Source organism: Streptomyces sp. CB02058, assembly GCF_001905505.1.
Classification (GTDB): Bacteria; Actinomycetota; Actinomycetes; order Streptomycetales; family Streptomycetaceae; genus Streptomyces.
The window spans coordinates 180,441-197,081 of sequence record NZ_LIPG01000003.1 but is presented as its reverse complement, the minus strand read 5'-3'; the positions used below and the strand labels follow the sequence as shown (position 1 = coordinate 197,081).

The window sequence follows — 16,641 nt, the reverse complement described above, 5'->3', positions numbered from 1 at the left end:
CCCTTCCGGACGGACCTCCTCCCCCGCGAAACGACGAAGCTCCCGGTCGCTGCCGCGTGCCCGGCGGCCGGGAGCCTGGGTGCCTCGGGTCCGTCAGGCGTTCCTGAGCCAGTCGGTGTAGCGGGTGGGGGCGATGCGGGCGCCGTCTCCCGGGGTGAGCACGTCTCCGGTGACCGCGGCGAACATCCCGGCCGTGTCGTCGGTGACCACGGAACGCCGGTCCCCCTTGGCGGCGAGGGTGAGCCTGCCCAGTTCGTCCAGCGGGAAGACGTCGGGGCCCGCGATGTCGAGGACGCCGCCCAGCGGGGTTCCGGCCGTGACGTCGGCGACGGCGGCCGCGACGTCCGCGGCGGCGATCGGCTGGAGCGGGGTGCGGGGCAGGCGGACCGTGTCGCCGTCGGCGGTCCAGGACATGACGGCGTCCATGAACTCCATGAACTGCGTGGCGCGCACGATCGAGTAGGGCACGGAGCCCTGCCGGAGGATGTCCTCCTGGAGGGTCTTTGCCCGGTAGTAGTCGAGCTGCGGCACCTGGTCGACGCCGACGATGGACAGGACGACGAAGTGCCCGGCGCCCGCGCGTTCCGCCGCGCCGAGGAGGTTCTCCATCGACGTACGGAAGAAGTCCAGGGACGCCGCGTCGAAGGTCGGCGAGTTGGTCAGATTGACGACGCTCCCGGCACCGGCCAGCGCCGCGTCCAGGCCCTGGCCCGTGAGGACGTCGACCCCGGTGGAGAGCGAGTGCGGCACCGCCTCGTGCCCTGCCGCGGCCAGGTCCCGTACCACCTGGGAGCCGATCAGCCCGGTTCCCCCGATGACGGCGATCTTCATGTGACGCCCTGCCTTTCCTGTTCGGCACATCGACTTCTGTCCGATATGGAGCTTATGTCCACGTCGGCTCCGGGAGGCGCTCCCGCCTTTCGCAGCCGACCCCGGCCCGCGCCCCTGCCGCGCCCGCCCCGGCGAGGGCCCGCGACTGCCCGCGCAGTTCCCGTGCCCGGAAAAAGGTGTGGCTTCGAACGGCGGCTCCGGGCTACGCTCCCGCCCGATGACTACTCAACTCCTTTACGGATGGGGGGTCCCGACCGCGCAAGGTGAGTGCTGATGCTCACCGAGACCGCGTTCGAGGATTCCCGGCTTTCCTTCTGGCTGCGCGTGCGCGACGTCGCCGTGCCGCCCTCCATGATCGAGACCGCGACGGCCCGGCGTACCGCCGGCGACTGGGCGGGCGCGTGCGCCGCCGCCGGGGTCGACGTCGATCTCGACCTGCGCACCGTCGGACGCGTCCACGGCGGCGCCACGGCCGCCCGCGTCCGGGCCGACCTGCGGCTGCTGGCACCGGACCTGCTCCGGTGGCACATGCCCAGGACCGCGCCCGACGGGTTCCTGCGGCCGGGCACGGCGCTCACGCTCGCCCGGTACGACGAGCCCGGCCGCATCCACCCGGTGCACCTCGTGGCACGCACCGCCCCCGCGTGGGCGGACGGCGGGCAGCGGATCAGTCTCGCGGTCCGGGGCGGGCCGGGTTCACCGGACACCGGTGCCGGGCCGGCCGGTTACCGCACCCCCGACCGCCGGTTCCGTCTGGACCTCCACCGGCACCTCTGGGACGCGAGCCGCAGCGCCGAACTGCGCGTGCGCGGCGGGGCCGACGAGCCGCCACTCCGGTACGCACCGGAGTGGGCCTCCTCGGTGCCCGGCCCCGGGCGCTTCGCGCTCGGCCGGTGGGCCGCCGAGGCCGCGCTGCTGCTGGCCGCGGAGGGCCGGGCCGGGGGAGGCCGGGTCTCGGTCCGCCTCGGTGCCCGGCGCCGGCTCGTCCTGGACGTGCGCGTCTCCCCCGGCGGCTCCGGGCCGGGCGACGGGACGCCCGAGGTGCGGTCGGCCGAGGTGACCCGGTCCGGTGCCCGGGCGGGACTGCCGGTCCTGCCCGACGCCGCCACCTGGGTGGCGCCCGACCTGGAGCTGCTGCGCAGCGGCTGCCTGGCGCCCGGCCGGCTGCACCCGTTGGTCGCGGCGGCCCTGGCGCCGGAAGCACCGGCGTCCACCGGCGCTGCCGCCGGGGACGAGGACGCGGTGCCGCGCGTCGTGGACTGCCGCGGCGCCCGTCACCGGATCGGTCTCGTCGACGGCGTGCTGGTCGCACTGGACCACGGCCCCGACGAGATACGGCGCGAGGAGCTCCTCGCCGCGCTCACCGGCACCCCGCTCCCCTGCCTCCAGGTCATCGACCTCGCGCACCGCCGGCCCGGCTGCCTCGACGACGTACGTGAGCGGCTGGCACACGGCGACGCGGAGGGCGCGCTCTCCCGTGTCGAAGGGCTGATCGGTGCCGAGGCGCGGCTGCGGGAAGGGGAGTTGCACGACCTGCTCCGCGAGGCCGCCCGACGGCGCGTGACGCACGGCCTGTTCAGGGCCGGTCTCGCCGACCCCGGACCCAAGGCGAGCCTTGCCCAAACGGCACTCCGCACCAAACTCCACCGCACCCGCCCCCGGCAAGCCGCCGACCGCTGACCGCTCCCTGCCCACGTGCTCACGCGTCCGGGCCTCCGGGACGCGCACGCCTTCGACGACCCCACAGGTGATGCCTCATGACCACGTACGCCCCGCTGTCCGAAACCCCGTCCGAAACCCCGTCGGGCGCCACCGGCACCACGACCGACGACGGCCCCTCCCGGCTCGACGTCTCGGGTGCGCTGCTGTCCCTGTTGCGCGAGACGACCACCGCTCCGCGCGAGGACCCGCAGCTGGAGGCACTGACCCTGGCGGTGGCCGCCGATCTGCCCGTGCTGCTGTGGGGCGAGCCCGGCATCGGGAAGACCGCCGCGCTCACCCAGCTCGCCACCACACTGGATCTGCCGCTGACGACGGTGATCGCGAGTGTGCACGAACCGTCGGACTTCTCCGGCCTGCCCGTCATCGGGGACGATCCCGCGACCGAGGGGGTCCCGATGGCTCCGCCGGACTGGGCGGTCCGGCTCGTACGGGCCGGGCGCGGGCTGCTGTTCCTCGACGAGCTGTCCACGGCCCCGCCCGCCGTGCAGGCGGCGCTGCTGCGGCTGGTACTGGAACGCCGGGTCGGGGCGCTGCGGCTGCCGCCCGGCGTCCGGATCGTCGCCGCCGCCAACCCCCGGTCCTCCGCGGCCGACGGCTGGGAGCTGAGTCCGCCGCTGGCCAACCGGTTCGTCCATCTGCGGTGGACGCACGACCCCGACGTCGTGGTGCGCGGCCTGGGCGGGACCTGGCCCCGGGCCGCGCTGCCGACGCTCGACGGCGACAGGCTGCCCGAGGCCGTCGCGTACGCCCGCCGCGCCGTGTGCGGGCTGCTGGGCGCGCGGCCGAACCTCGTGCACCGGCTTCCCTCGGGCGAGGCGCAGCGCGGCGGGGCGTGGCCGTCGCCGCGCAGCTGGGACATGGCGCTCTGCCTGACCGCCTTCGCGACGGCCGCCGACGCGTCCCGCGAGGTCCTCTCGATGCTGGTGAGGGGGACCGTGGGGGACGGCCCCGGGCTGGAGTTCCTGTCCTACCTGGACCGGATGGACCTGCCGGACCCGGAGGACCTGCTGGCCGATCCCGGGAGCGCGGAGCTCCCGGAGCGCGGGGACCTTCGGCAGGCCGCGCTGGACGCGGTGGTCGCCGCCGTCCGCGCGCGCCCCGGGCGTGAACGGTGGGATGCCGCCTGGGCCCTGCTCGCACGGGCGGCGCGGACGGGTGCCCCCGATCTGCTGGTCGTGCCCGCGACGACGCTCGCCTCGCTGCGCCGCGACGACTGGGAGGTGCCGGAGTCGATCGAGGGGCTCGCCTCCGCGGTGTCCGTGTCCCGGCGCGCCGACCGGGCGAACGTCCGCGCCCTCACGGCGACCAGGGCGGGCCGGTGAAGGGGCCCACCCGCGGCACACCTGCCGCGCCCCGGCCGCCACGCCCCCGGGACATCCGCTCCGCACCCGGCGCGCGGACGGCCCAGGACGCGCCCGAGGGTCTGCTGGACACCCAGAAGCTGTTCGCCGCCCGGCTCCAGGCGGCCAGGGTCCGGCCGTATCTGGCGACGGCGCTCTTCGCCCTGCACCCCGTGGAGTCCCGGCACGTGCCGACGATGGCGGTGGACCCGTACTGGCGGTGCTACGTGTCGCCCGCCTTCGTGGACCGCACCCCCGTGGAGGAGCTGGCCGGTGTCTGGGTGCACGAGGTGTCGCACCTGCTGCGCGACCACCACGGGCGCGGCGACCGTTACGCGCACCGTCACGGACTCACCGGTCCGGCGGAGCGGCTGCGGATCAACATCGCGGCGGACTGCGAGATCAACGACGACGTCTTCGGCGACGGCCTGGTGGGGCCCGAGGACGCGGTCACCCCGGCCTCCCTGGAGCTGGACGACGGGCAGCTGATGGAGGACTACCTCCGGCAGTTCCGGCTCGGCCCGCACACCGCGCACCTCGCGTGGCTGGAGTGCGGCAGCGGCGCGGACGGCCTCCCGCGCCCCTGGGACCTGGGCCCCGACGGGGCGCACGGGCTGAGTACGCAGGAACGGGACGCGGTCCGCTTCCGGGTGGCACAGGGCATCACCGGCCGTCCGGGGAACGCTTCGCGCGGGTGGCGGCGGTGGGCGGAGGAGGCCTTCCATCCGCCGCAGCCCTGGCGGGAGTTGCTCGGGGGGGCGGTACGGTCGGCGGCCTCCGCGCCGGGCACGGGCGAGGACTACGTGTACGGCAGGCCCGCGCGCCGCTCCGCCGCGGTGCCCGGGGCCGTCCTGCCGAGCCTGCGCCGCAGGCCCACCCGGGTCGTCGTGGTGATCGACACCTCCGGCTCCGTCAGCGACTCCGAACTGGGCAGCGCGCTCCTGGAGGTGGCGGCGATCTCGCGGGCCCTGGGCGGCAGACGCGATCTGGTCGGGGTCCTGCCGTGCGACGCGGCGGCGGGCCGCGTCCGTTCCCTGTGCGACGGCGCGGAGGGCGTCGAGCTGATCGGCGGCGGCGGAACGGACCTCCGGGCGGGCTTCGACCGGGCCCTGGAGAGCCGCCCCCGCCCGGACGTGGTGGTGATGCTGACGGACGGCCAGACCCCCTGGCCGTCCCGGCGCCCGTCGTGCCGGACGGTGGTGGGGCTGTTCGGCCGGCTCCACCGGCGCTCGTCGTACGACGAGACGAACGCCGAGTACGTCCCGGCCGGGCCGCCGTCCTGGGCGCGGGTGGTGACCATCGGCTAGGGCCTCGTCCGGACCGCCTCGCCGAGCGGGAGCCACTGCCGCAGGTCGAGTTCGGCCCGTACGGTCTTCCCCACGGGCAGCCGGTCGTGCACGGACCATCGGTCGGCCAGGGCCTCCATGAGGAGCAGTCCACGGCCGGATTCCTCATCAGGACGGGGTGCGCCGAGACAGCCGGGCATCGGGGGGCGCCGCTCACCGCGCGTGTCGGAGACCTCGATCCGCAGGACGCCTCCGGTCAGCCGGATCAGCGCCAGTTCGAAGTCGCGGCCGGGCACCCGTCCGTGCGTCACCGCGTTCGCCGCGAGCTCCGCGACGACCGACACGGCGCGGTCGGACGGCTCCCCTCCCGGCGGAAGGCCCCAGCGGTCGAGCTGGAGCACGGTCAGGCGCCGGGCCAGCCGGGCGCCACGCGGTGTGGAGCTGAAGCGCTGCACGAACGGGTGGTCCTCGGGGACCGCTCGGGCACGGTTCGCCGTGGGGACGGGGGAGGTCGACATGCGGACCACGGTCGCCGTTCCAGGCGCCGGGCTCCAGATCGGCGACTCGTACGCCGGGTCAGCGTACGAGTGCGGAGAGTGGACACGACCGCTCACCGTGCGTGACCATGGCCAGGTCGGCTCGTGGGTGCGTGTGGAGGTGTGCGGGTTGGACGTGAGCGACACCTGCGAAGGTGCGGCCACCGGTAACGGCGCTGCTGAGCCGGAGAGTTCGGACAGTCTGAAGGCGTTCGGCGAAGTCGTGAAGGCGTTCCGGCTACGGGCCCGGCTGACGCAGGAACAGTTCGCCGAGCGGGTGCGGTACTCGGTGCCGACCGTGGGCTCGATCGAGCAGGGCCGCCGCTTCCCTTCCGCGGAGTTCGTCGAGCGGACGGAAGGCGTGCTCGACGCGTTCGGGTCGCTGCGGGGGGCGGCACGTCATCTGTCCCGGCGACCGGGGCTGGCGAGCTGGTTCCGCCAGTGGGCGCGGCTGGAGCAGGAGGCCGTGAGCCTCTACACGTACGAATGCCGCCTGGTCCCCGGCCTGTTGCAGACGGAGGCGTACGCGCGACGGCTGTTCGTGAACCAGCTGCCACCGCTGGGGGACGCACAGATCGAGGCACAACTGGCGGCCCGGCTGGACCGGCAGCGGCTCCTGAGGGAGCGGCCGAACGCGGCGTACAGCTTCATCCTGGAGGAGCATCTGTTCCTGCGGCGTACGGGCGGTGCCGCGGTGACGGCGGAACTCATCGAGCATGTACTGGGGCTCGCCGGGCTGCGGAACGTCGAGATCCAGGTGATGCCCCTGGTCCAGGAGAACCATGCGGGCCTCGACGGCCCCGTGCAGTTGCTGGAGACGACTGACCACCGCTGGCTCGGCTACAGCGAAGGGCAGAAGAGCGGAACGTTCATCTCGGATCCCCATGTGGTCAGTGAACTCCAGATGCGGTATGCCAGGATGCGGTCACAGGCTCTCTCGTTGGAGGACTCGTTGAGCCTGTTGCGGCAGATGCGAGGAGCGGTATGAACACCACCGGGCTGACGTGGTTCAAGAGCAGCTACAGCGGCGGCGACGGCGACTCCTGCATCGAGGTGGCCGTGTCCTCCGAGACCGTTCACGTCCGGGACTCCAAGGTCGAGGAAGGCCCACGGCTCGCCCTGACGCCCTCCTCCTGGGCCCCCTTCGTCGCGTTCGCGGCCGAGGTCTGATCGGGACCGACGCGGAGCAGTCCGCGCTCAGCGTTCCGCCGGCCCGGTCGCCGCGCACGAGCAACTGACCCTGTGGTAGTTGTACTTGCGCGTGTAGTCGAGGTCGGTGTCCCAGTGGTAGTTCAGGTAGCTGTGGGAGCAGCCCCGGTCCGAATGCAGCGCGATCAGGTGCCCGCAGCTCCCGCACGTCGGCACCGGCACCCTCTTCGCGGCCTCCTTGATCCCCTTGCGGACGATCTCCTCCAGCACCACCAGGCACGCGAGGACGGCGGCCCCGCCCAACAGGCCCACGACGTGATACGCGCTCATGCCTGACTCCGCTCCCCCGGCGGGCTCTGTTCACGGCCGGGAGGCCGCCCACCCTGAGGTGAACTACCCTTCCGTGCGCGGGTCCACCCGGGCCGGGCCGTCGGGGGTGGAGGTGCGGACGGCTCGCGTGCTCCGGGCCAGTTCCGCCTGACGTATCCCCGCCGGGTACGGCAGGGACGCCGCGTCGGTCTCGGCGCGGGCGCGGGCTTCCCGGGCCTCGTCGGTGCGGCCGAGCAGGGCGAGAGCGGCGGCCAGGGCCACCCGCGCGTCCACCTCCGCGAGCCGTTCGCCCGTGCGTTCCGCCCGTACCGCCTCCGCGGAGGCGAGGCCCCTCGCCGTGTCCGCGCGGCCGGAGCGGAGTTCGCCCCAGGCCGTCAGCACCGGTGCGTCGACCGTGAAGGATCCGAGGGCGCTCAGGGCCGACTCCGGGCGGTCCTGGCGCAGTTCCAGTTCGGCCCGGGCCGCGCGTATCTCGAAGTCGGCCTGCTGGTCCCCGGGGACACCGACGGAGCGCTCCGCCCGGTCCAGCAGAGACGCGGCTTCCACGAGGGAACCCGAGCGCATGCGCACGAGCGCCAGGGTCGCGAGGGCGTAGGGCAGGCACCATGCGTCGTTGGGCTCCGCACCCGCGACGGCGGCTTCAGCGAGGGCCCGCGCCTCCTCGGTCTCGTCGAGCATCAGCCGCAGTTCCGCGAGGTTGGCCCTTTCGAAGGCCGCGGCGGTCGGGTCACCGGACCGTTCGGCGAGGTCGAGGGCGCGCTGCCCGATGCCCACGGCCTCCCGCAGCCGGCCGCCGCGGCGTGCGTTCTCCCGAAGGGTCGACAGGACCAGGCCCAGCAGCGTCGGGTCCCCGTAGGCCTCCGCCGGAGCGAGCGCGTGGTCGGCGGCCTCGCGGGCCGCGTCGAAGCGGCCCGCGAGGGCGAGGTTCCTGGCCTGGAGGGTGTAGCAGCGGGCGGTGAGGCCCTGGCCCTGCGCCCCGGGCACGCGACGTGCGGCGTCCAGGGCCTTCCTGGCGGCCTCGAACCCCTCGACGTACAGCCCCTGGACGCCGCAGATCACGGAGAGGGCGAGGAAGTGGTCGGCCGTGGGCCCGGCCGCCGTGTCCGGGCCCACCGGTTGGTCCCGGAGCACTTGACGGCCCGCGTCGGGGGCCCCGGTCTTGAGCAGGGTCTCGGCGAGCCGGGCGGCGGCGAGCACCGTGTCGTCGTGGTCGGCACGGCGTACGAACTCGCGGAGCGCGAGGCGGAGTACCTCTGCGGCCTCGGTGAAGTGCCCCATCCTGCGCAGCACCTGGCTGTGGGCGAGCCGGGCCCGGGCCGCGTCGACGTCGAGGCGGTCGACCAGGTCCCGGTAGTAGCGGTCGGCGCTGTCGTTGGCGTACAGGGCAGCCGCGCGTTCGGCCGCCCGGCGGAGGTACTCGGCGGCCCGCGAGTCGTCGGCGCGTGCGAAGTGCGAGGCGAGGGCGTCGACGGCGTCGGGGCGGCGGCGCAGGACCGCCTGGGCGAACGCGCCGTGCAGCTGGCGGCGGCGGATCGCGGAGAGGCGGTCGTAGCAGGTGAGACGGACCAGGGGGTGACGGAACGCCACGCCCGCCTCGGGACGCCCGGAGACGACGACCTGCCGTTCCTCGACGAGTGCGGCGGCCACCGCCCGTTCGAGGGCGTCGGCGGCGACGGGCCCGGAGACCGCGGGACTCAGGCCGTTCGCCGCCACGTCGAGGAGTTCGGACAGCGCGGCCTCGCCGCCGGCGACGGACAGTGCTTCGACGACCCGGCGGGTGTCCGGGTCGAGGCGGCCCAGCCGCTCCCCCACCAGCTGCCGCACTCCGTCCGACGCGACGGCGGCCGGCAGACCGTCGCCGAGTCCCCGGGCGAGTTCGACGGCGTACAGCGGATTGCCGAGGGAGAGTTCCCACACGCGGCTCATCCGCGGGTCGGGGGCGGGGCGTGCGACGGCTCCGGGTGACGCCTCCGTGCCCCCGTCCGGCACGGCCGGGGCGGGCGCCGCCCGTGTCGCGTCCCGGACGACCGCGAGGCAGGCGTCCCGGTCCAGGGGCCCCACCCTCTCGCGCGCGGCAAGCCCCTGCCGCAGCATCGACACGAGTCCGGTGCTGCGCGGGTCGCCGTCGGGCAGCTCCTCCTCCCGGCAGGTGACGAGGAAGCGCAGGCGCATCCCGGTGTCGGCCACCCGCCGGGCGAGATGGCTGAGGAGCTGGTACGAGCCGGCGTCGGCGGCGTGCAGGTCGTCGAGGACGACGAGCACCGGGTGGGAGGCGGCCAGTTCGGCCAGCAGGGCGGAGGTGACCCGGAAGAGCCTGTCCCGCTCCTCCTCGGGGCTGCGCCCGCCCCCTTCGCGCACCCGGCCGAGAGACGGGAGGAAGGAGGCCAGTTCGGGGTACTCCGTCCCGACTCGGGCCCGGTGTCCGACATCTCGTTCCGCGAGCCAGGCATCGAGCGCCTCGGCGAACACCCCGTAGGGCGTGTGGCCCTCCTCGTCGTGCCCGGCACCCCACAGGACGGCCGTACCCGTGGCCGCCGCGCGTCGGGCGGCCTCACCCACGAGCCGGGTCTTGCCCACCCCCACCTCGCCGGTGAGCAGCCTCACCGGGGGCCCTTCCTCGGCGAGGAGCGCGGCGAGGATGCCGTCCCGGCCGTGGAGCGGTATGGCGGCGGGCGCCCGCAGGAGTGCGGGGAGTGAGGGAATCGACGGTGCCGGGGCCCGCCCCGGTTCCAGTGCCTGCCGATGGAGGCGTTCCGTCTCGGGGCCCGGCCGCACCCCGAACTCCTGGTCGAGCAGCCGACGGCAGACGTGGTACTGCTGGACCGCCCGACGGCGCAGCCCCTGCCGCAGGAACGCGCCCATGAGGATGCGGTGGGCCAGCTCGTCCGCGGGACTGGCCGCGAGCACCTGCTCGGCCACGGCGACCGCCTCGCCGACGGAACCCTGGGCCAGGTGTGCGGAGGCGAGCGCGAGCAGCACCTCCTCGCGCAGGGCGACGAGTTGGTCGCGGCGTGACTCCGCCCAGGGCGCGTACCGGTCCTCGGGGAGCAGCTCCCCGGCGAACAGACCGAGTGCGGCGGCGAGGGCGTCGGCGTCCCGCGCCGCCAGAGCTGCCCGCGCCGCGGTCTCCGCCTCGTCCGCGTCGATCCGTACGGTGGCCGGATCCAGTCGCAGCAGGGAGCCGTCGGCTATCAGGTACGAGGAAGTGGCGCGGGGCACCAGCTCGGGCTCCAGGGCACGGCGCGCGGCGTGCAGCGCGACACGGAGACTGCCGGTCGCGGACTGGGGGTCGGCGTCCGGCCAGCAGAGTTCCATGGCCTGCTCGCGGTGGAGCTGGTGGTCGGGCACGACGGCGAGCAGCTTGACGAGAGTCTGGGCGCTGGGGCGCGTCCAGCGCTCGGCAGGGGCCGGACCGCTGTCGCGCGTTACCGCGAAACCGCCGAAAAGGTGCAGACGCAGCAGCGGTGTGGCTGAAACCGTGCTGTCTGGCTGCTGCGCGTTCATGAGGGCGCCACTGTAACCGAGCATGCTGAGAACCCCCCGGGCCTCGCCCGGGGGGTTCTCAGCATGCGGACGACCCGGATCAGGACAGCTTGTACGCCGTGATCTGGTGGATGCCGTTGTCCGTCAGGAAGTAGCCTCCGCCGGACTGGCCCGCGGTGCGGTCCATCCCGGAGTCGTCGCTGTTCAGCGACAGCACCTCGTCGACACCGTCGCCGTCCAGGTCACCCGCGAAGTAGTTGCGGGCACCGTTGGTGGCACCGATGCTCCCGACGGACGGGGCCCAGGAGTCCTCGGAGTCCATGATGCTCGGGTCCCAGAGGTAGAGGCCGGCCTCGGCCCCGGCGACCAGCAGCGAACGCCCGCCGGGGCCGGTGAGGAAGCCGCCGCCGTAGGACTGCGGCGAGACGCCCTGCTGGGTGAACGTGCCGTCCGCGCCGAAGCGGCGGAAGGACGCCGTGCCGCCCTGGTACAGCACTCCGTCCTTCGCGAAGTAGCTGAAGTGCGTCCACAGACCGCCGGAGATCCAGGACTTCAGCGCCTCTCCGGTGCGGCCGTCCCGGATCTCGAAGACGTTCTGCGACCCGGTGCCGTGATCGAGGCCGTCACCGAAGTCGTACGGCGCATCGACCGTCCAGGTGTAGATCACCGCGTGCCCGTCGGCGTACGGGATCTCCTGGGAGGCGAAGACACCCTCGTTGGCGACCGCCGTCCTGATGGGGGTGGTGGCGGTGGCAGGCTGCTTCGGCGCCTGCGCCCAGCGGGCCTTGCCGTTCTTGGCGTTCAGCGCGACCGCCCCGGTCACCGGTTCGGCCATGTCCAGCGAGTTGAGGCTGGAGTACGAGGCGTACACCCGGCCGTCGTTGACCGAAGGGTCGGAGAAGCGCACGTCGCCCGCGTCCGCGGGGGCGCTGTACGTCCAGATGGCGTGACCGTCGCCGTAGTAGGCGCGCAGCGCGTCCGTCGCGACGAGGATGTCCTGCTCGCCGTCGCCGTTCAGGTCGGCGAGCCGGGCCGAGCGGACGAACTGGCCGCCGCCGTCGATCGTGGCGAGCGTCTTGCCGGTCTTCCCGTTGAGGACGACCGTCGCGGTGTCGGCCGCGACGACGATCTCCGGCTTGCCGTCACCGTTGACGTCGCCGAGCTGGATGTCGTGGACACCGCCCGGGACGGTGGCCTGCCAGAGCTTCTCGGGCTTGGACCCGTTCACCAGCGACGGGCCCGAGTAGGCCCAGACGCCGTTGGACGAACCGCCCATGACCAGGTCGTTCTCGCCGTCCTTGTTCAGGTCGGCGCTCTTGGCGTAGGCGATGTCGCCCTGGAGCGGGGTGACCTTCTCCGTCTTGCCGTTGCCCAGCTTGAAGGTGCGGATGTTCTGTTCCTGGTCGATGACCCGGACGTGGGAGCCCTGGGCGTCGGTGAACAGGTCCTGGAACATCGGCGAGGCCTCGACCTCCTTGGAGCGCCAGGCGACCTTGCCCTTGCCGGAGAAGACGGTCAGCGACGCGTAGCGCAGGCTGCCGCGGTTCTCCGGCTCGTACATCTTCCAGTCGTTCTGGGCGGAGGCGACCAGCTTGCCGTCGATGACTCCGAGACCCCAGGTGCTGGGAGCGTCACGGCCGTTCTCGGCATCCCTCTTGGTCGTGTACGACCAGAGCGGCTTGTCCGCGCTGTCACCGCTGACGACGCGGATGGTGCCGGCGTTGACGGCCATGTTCTCGTCGAACGAGGACTCGGAGACGGCGTACTCGTCGCCGGCCTTGGCCCCCAGGTCGCCGACCGTCAGCGCGGTGGGGACCACGTTGTCCCGGGCGCTCAGGGTGGCACGGTGGCCGGTCTTCACGTCGTACGCGGCGACCTCGTAACGCACCGCGTCGTTGACGTCCGCCTGCTCGATCGCCACGAGCCGCTTGCGCGCGGGGTCGAGGCGCAGCATGCGGTTGTACAGCACGCTGTCGGTCCGCCAGGCGACGGAGCCGTCGGTGGTGTCGAGCACGGCGATGTGACCGCGCCCGTCGACACCGTCGGCCTTGGCGAGGTTCCAGGAGACGGCGACCTTGCCCTTGCCGAGGTCCTGGATGTCGGCCCAGTTGGTGTACCGGGCTTCCATGGTGTCGAACGTCCAGGTCTGCGCCGGCGTCAGCTTGCCGTCCGCAGCGGAGAACCGGATGCCGGTCAGGGTGGCGGTGGCATCGGCCGGGACCTTGGCGTCGCCGCTCATCCGCGGCGCGTCGGCGATCAGCAGGGTGCCGTCGACGATCTTCACCATGGAGGCGTAGTTGTAGAGCTTCGACCAGACCGTGGCACCCGTCTTGCCGTCGAGGACGGTCACGAAGGTGCCGGTGCTCAGGGCCGACCCCGGGGAGGTGAAGGCCCGCGGGTACGGGGTGGCACCGACCAGAGCCGAGAAGACCAGGTCGGGAACGCCGTCACCGGTCAGGTCGCCCGCCGCATATCCGGACTCGGAGTTCGGCGAGAAGGGGGAGACCGCGTTGTACCCCATCAGGATCTGCGGGGGGTAGGGCTCGACGCGCCACACCTGCAGCGGCTTGACCTGCCAGTCCGTGAAGTACGAGCGGCTGGTGCGGGCCCAGGTCTCGCTGCCGTCGGCGGCGTGGAGCTGGACGTTGCCCATGCTGTTGACGGAGAAGTACTCGCCGTTCCTGCCGGCCGGCACGGTGGCCCCCAGGCCGCGTACGCCTTCCAGCGTGGACTTCGCGGTCATGGTGACCTTGGTGGCCGGGTCGACGTCGGTGGACACGGCGTCGGTGCCGGCCTTCGCCGTGTCGGTGGTCGCCTTCTTCTGCGTGCCGGTCGTGTCCTCGGCCTTGACGTACGGGTCGAGGTTGACGTTGGCGGCCAGCTTCTCGGCCTGGGCGCTGGTCAGCTTCATCGCCGAGCCGCTGTCGCCGTCGGCGGCCAGCGCCTGGGGGACGGCGGTCAGGCAGAGACCGGCCGCGACCAGACCGGAGGCGAGCGCCAGGGCGCGCCGCGAGTGGAGGGCTCTCATCACTTGGCTCCCTGCGTGAAGCTGACGGCGGTGCCGTCGGCGATCACGGACTGGTTGTAGGAGTACTGGAGGGCGTCGGTGCCCGCCTGGTCGGCGATGCCGACGGTGGCGCCCGCGCCCTGGTCGGCGACGGACTTGTACTGGAAGGTCACACCGGCGGTGGCCTCGTCGAAGACGGCCTCGAAGGTGGCGCGGCCCGATGTGCCGTCGGCGTAGGCGGCGTTGTTCCAGACGATGGCGAACTTCCGGTTGCCCTTGGTGCCGGTGGTGGCGGTCTGGACGGAGGACTTCTTGTCCAGCGTCAGGTCGTTCCACAGCGGGGCCGCGATGCCCTTGACCGCGTTGTGGCCGACGGTGGGAAGCGCGGTGTTGTTGTAGTCGCCGACGCGGGCGGACAGGAAGTTGACCAGACCGTCGGTGGTGACCGAGGCGGAGGAGTACGAGACGCCGTAGTGCTTCACGGAGAAGGGCAGCGCCACGTTCGCGGAGTCCTCGTCACCGGAGAGGGCGACCTTCTTGGAGCCCGCGATCCACGAGTACGTGGCCGGGGCGCAGACATTCCCGGACGCGTCGGTGCGGTTGGGGACCTGCACGTTCTTGGTCAGGTCGGCCGCGCCGACGACAGCGCCGCCGGTCCAGACGCCGTTGCAGAGGACCGGAGCCGCGGGCTTGACCGCGAGGCCGTAGGTGCCCTCGACGACCTGGGCGAAGGCGTACGTGCCCTTGGCATCGGTGGTGACGGCGCCCAGCGGGGTGCCGTTCAGCTCCACGGTCGCGCCCGCGAGCGGCTTGCCGGTGACGTCGAGGACGGTGCCGGCGACCTTGTGGGCCGGGACGGCGGTCAGCGCGATGTCCTGCTTGTAGTCCTGCCGCTCGGCGAGGGTGACGTCCTCGGCCGAGCCGGCCGCGTAGCCGTAGCCGGTGAAGTCGAAGGTGTAGGTCCCGGCGGGCAGCGGCAGGCGGTAGGTGCCGTCGGTGCCGGTGGTGACCGTGCGGACGGCGCCGGCGGCGTCGGTCGACTTCACGGTGATGTTGTTCAGGCCCTTGCCGGTCGCCTTGTCGGTGATGGCGCCGGTGACGGTGGCCGCGGTGTGCGGTGCCTTCTCGACGGAGGCGAGGATGTCGAGCTTGCCCTCACCCCAGACGTTGTTCATGCCGGCGGTGCCACCGCAGTGGGTGTCGTCGACGTCGCGTGCGCCCTCGTCGAGCAGTGCGCGGGTCTCGTCGATCTTGCCGATCAGCGAGGGGGCCGCGGACCACAGCAGCGCGACGGCGCCGGCCACGTGCGGGGTGGCCATCGAAGTGCCGTCGATCGTGTTGTACGAGGAGCCCGGCCAGGTGGAGGGAATCTGGACACCCGGGGCTGCGATGTTCGGCTTGGCTCCGCCGTCGATCGGCGAGGGGCCGAAGCCGGAGAAGTTGGCGATCTTGCCGGCGGAGTCGTACGCGCCCACACCGTAGGAGGCGACCTGTGAGCCCGGCGGGTGGGTCGTCGAGCACGTCACCCCGTCACCGTCGTTGCCGGCCGCGAAGGCCTCGAAGATGCCCGCGGAGTTCCAGGCCTCGACGATGTCCTTGTAGAAGGCGTTGTCGTCGCCGCCCCAGGAGTTGTTGACGATGTCGGGGGCGAGGTCCGGGCGCGGGTTCTGACCGTTGTGGTCGGTGGGCGCGAGGATCCACTGGCCGGCGTCGAGGAGGTCCTGCTCGTCGCACTGGTCGGTGCCGCAGCCCTTGGCGGCGATCCACTTCGCGTTCGGCGCGACGCCGATGCCGTTCTTGCCGACCATGGTGCCCATGGTGTGGGTGCCGTGACCGTTGTTGTCGCACGGGGCGGCGGTGGTGCACACCCCGGTCGCGTCGTAGAAGTTGTAGTCGTGGCTGAAGGTGCCGTCGCCGTTGTTGCCACGGTAGTTCGCGACGAGGTCCGGGTGGTCGAACTGCACACCGGAGTCGAGGTTGGCTATGACGATGCCCTCGCCGCGGTCCTCGTACTGGTCCCAGACCTGGTCAGCCTTGATGTCGGACACACCCCAGGCGGGGGCGTCGGTGCCGTCGGCGGAGGAGTCCGTGCCCAGGGCGGCGGTGCGCGACGTGGTGACCTTCTTGTCGGAGGTCTCGATGTCGTCGAGCTTGAAGGTCCGCTCCTTGACGATCGAGGCCACGTCCGGGCGCTTGGCCAACTCGTCGACGAGCGCCTGGTCACCGGTGACCTTGACCGTGTTGGCGATCCAGTAGTCCTGGTGGCCGACCTTCCTCCTGTCGAGGAAGGTCTTCAGGGACTTCTGGCTCTTGTCGGCGTGGGATCGCAGTTCCTTGTACGCCGCCTTCGCCTTCTTGGCGTGGGTCTTCTGCTTCTTGGCGTCGGAAAGGTTCGCCTTGTCCTTGAGGACGACGAAGAAGGACGCCTCGCCGCCCTTGTCCACCGCTTCGAGCAGAGTGGAATCGATCTTCGGTGACGGGGCACTGTCGGCGGCAGCGGCGGGCAGCGCGCCGGTCAGCAGGACGGCCGAGGTGAGGGCGGCCGTCGCCCACGCCGCAGATCTGCGCCGGGGGGTTCGGGGCAGGTGCATCAGGGTGCTCCTCCTGGGACGGTACGGGAGGGTGCGAACGCTAGGGAGGGGCCGTTACTGAGCCATTACCGGCTGCCCCGGGGAGCGGAACACGGCGTGCCGGGACGGTGGTTCCCGGGCAGATCCGTACCGCAAGCGGGCGTTCCCCGGACCACGCCCGCCGGTACACGGGCTGCCCGGCCGGGGACAGCCCTTGGCTCCGGCTGGGGCGCCCCACCCCCGCGAATCCCCTCTCTCCCTACGCGCCCCGTTGACAGGGCGGGCCCGTGCTGGCTTCATGAGCACGTCCGTGGAAGCGCTCCCACGCCCGTCGCGCCTGACGTCGCTCCGGGCTGCCGACGTTTCCGCGTGGGCCGGTGTCACCCC

The 16,641-nt window shown here is 72.8% G+C and carries 11 protein-coding genes; 5 read left to right on the top strand and 6 right to left on the bottom strand.

What is annotated here, in order from left to right; genetic code table 11:
* Positions 1–93 precede the first annotated feature (93 nt).
* Positions 94–831, bottom strand: a complete 738-nt coding sequence (locus tag AMK10_RS14565; RefSeq protein ID WP_073748202.1) for an SDR family oxidoreductase — start codon at positions 829–831, stop codon at positions 94–96.
* A gap of 273 nt (positions 832–1,104) precedes the next feature.
* Between AMK10_RS14565 and AMK10_RS14560 the strand changes: the two genes are divergently transcribed.
* From AMK10_RS14560 to AMK10_RS14550, 3 genes are all read left to right on the top strand, one after another.
* Positions 1,105–2,511, top strand: coding sequence for a hypothetical protein (locus AMK10_RS14560; RefSeq protein WP_073748201.1), 1,407 nt, complete (start codon positions 1,105–1,107; stop codon positions 2,509–2,511).
* A 77-nt stretch (positions 2,512–2,588) separates the two neighbouring features.
* A complete protein-coding gene (locus AMK10_RS14555; RefSeq protein ID WP_079180694.1) occupies positions 2,589–3,875 on the top strand; it encodes an AAA family ATPase in 1,287 nt (428 codons plus the stop codon).
* A gap of 53 nt (positions 3,876–3,928) precedes the next feature.
* On the top strand, positions 3,929–5,200 hold the full coding sequence (locus AMK10_RS14550; RefSeq protein ID WP_073749265.1) for a vWA domain-containing protein: 1,272 nt from the start codon (positions 3,929–3,931) through the stop codon (positions 5,198–5,200).
* Here AMK10_RS14550 and AMK10_RS14545 read toward each other — a convergent pair.
* On the bottom strand, positions 5,197–5,697 hold the full coding sequence (locus tag AMK10_RS14545; RefSeq protein ID WP_073749264.1) for an ATP-binding protein: 501 nt from the start codon (positions 5,695–5,697) through the stop codon (positions 5,197–5,199). The two genes, AMK10_RS14550 and AMK10_RS14545, sit on opposite strands and share 4 nt — an antisense overlap.
* On the opposite strand from AMK10_RS14545, the gene AMK10_RS14540 reads away from it, so the two are divergent.
* Positions 5,696–6,703, top strand: a complete 1,008-nt coding sequence (locus tag AMK10_RS14540; protein WP_079180693.1) for a helix-turn-helix domain-containing protein — start codon at positions 5,696–5,698, stop codon at positions 6,701–6,703. The genes AMK10_RS14545 and AMK10_RS14540 overlap by 2 nt on opposite strands.
* Positions 6,700–6,885 (top strand): DUF397 domain-containing protein, encoded by a 186-nt coding sequence (locus AMK10_RS14535; protein WP_073748200.1) that lies wholly within the window; start codon positions 6,700–6,702, stop codon positions 6,883–6,885. The genes AMK10_RS14540 and AMK10_RS14535 overlap by 4 nt, the downstream gene beginning before the upstream one ends.
* 27 nt (positions 6,886–6,912) lie before the next feature.
* Here AMK10_RS14535 and AMK10_RS14530 read toward each other — a convergent pair whose 3' ends face one another.
* The 4 genes from AMK10_RS14530 to AMK10_RS14515 form a co-directional block, all read right to left on the bottom strand.
* A complete protein-coding gene (locus AMK10_RS14530; RefSeq protein WP_073748199.1) occupies positions 6,913–7,194 on the bottom strand; it encodes a hypothetical protein in 282 nt (93 codons plus the stop codon).
* Between the two features lie 63 nt (positions 7,195–7,257).
* Positions 7,258–10,698, bottom strand: a complete 3,441-nt coding sequence (locus tag AMK10_RS14525; RefSeq protein ID WP_079180787.1) for an ATP-binding protein — start codon at positions 10,696–10,698, stop codon at positions 7,258–7,260.
* A 79-nt stretch (positions 10,699–10,777) separates the two neighbouring features.
* Complete coding sequence (locus AMK10_RS14520; RefSeq protein WP_073748197.1) at positions 10,778–13,705, bottom strand: FG-GAP repeat domain-containing protein; 2,928 nt, start codon at positions 13,703–13,705, stop codon at positions 10,778–10,780.
* Positions 13,705–16,275 (bottom strand): S8 family serine peptidase, encoded by a 2,571-nt coding sequence (locus tag AMK10_RS14515; RefSeq protein WP_073748196.1) that lies wholly within the window; start codon positions 16,273–16,275, stop codon positions 13,705–13,707. The genes AMK10_RS14520 and AMK10_RS14515 overlap by 1 nt, the downstream gene beginning before the upstream one ends.
* Between the last annotated feature and the right edge of the window lie 366 nt (positions 16,276–16,641).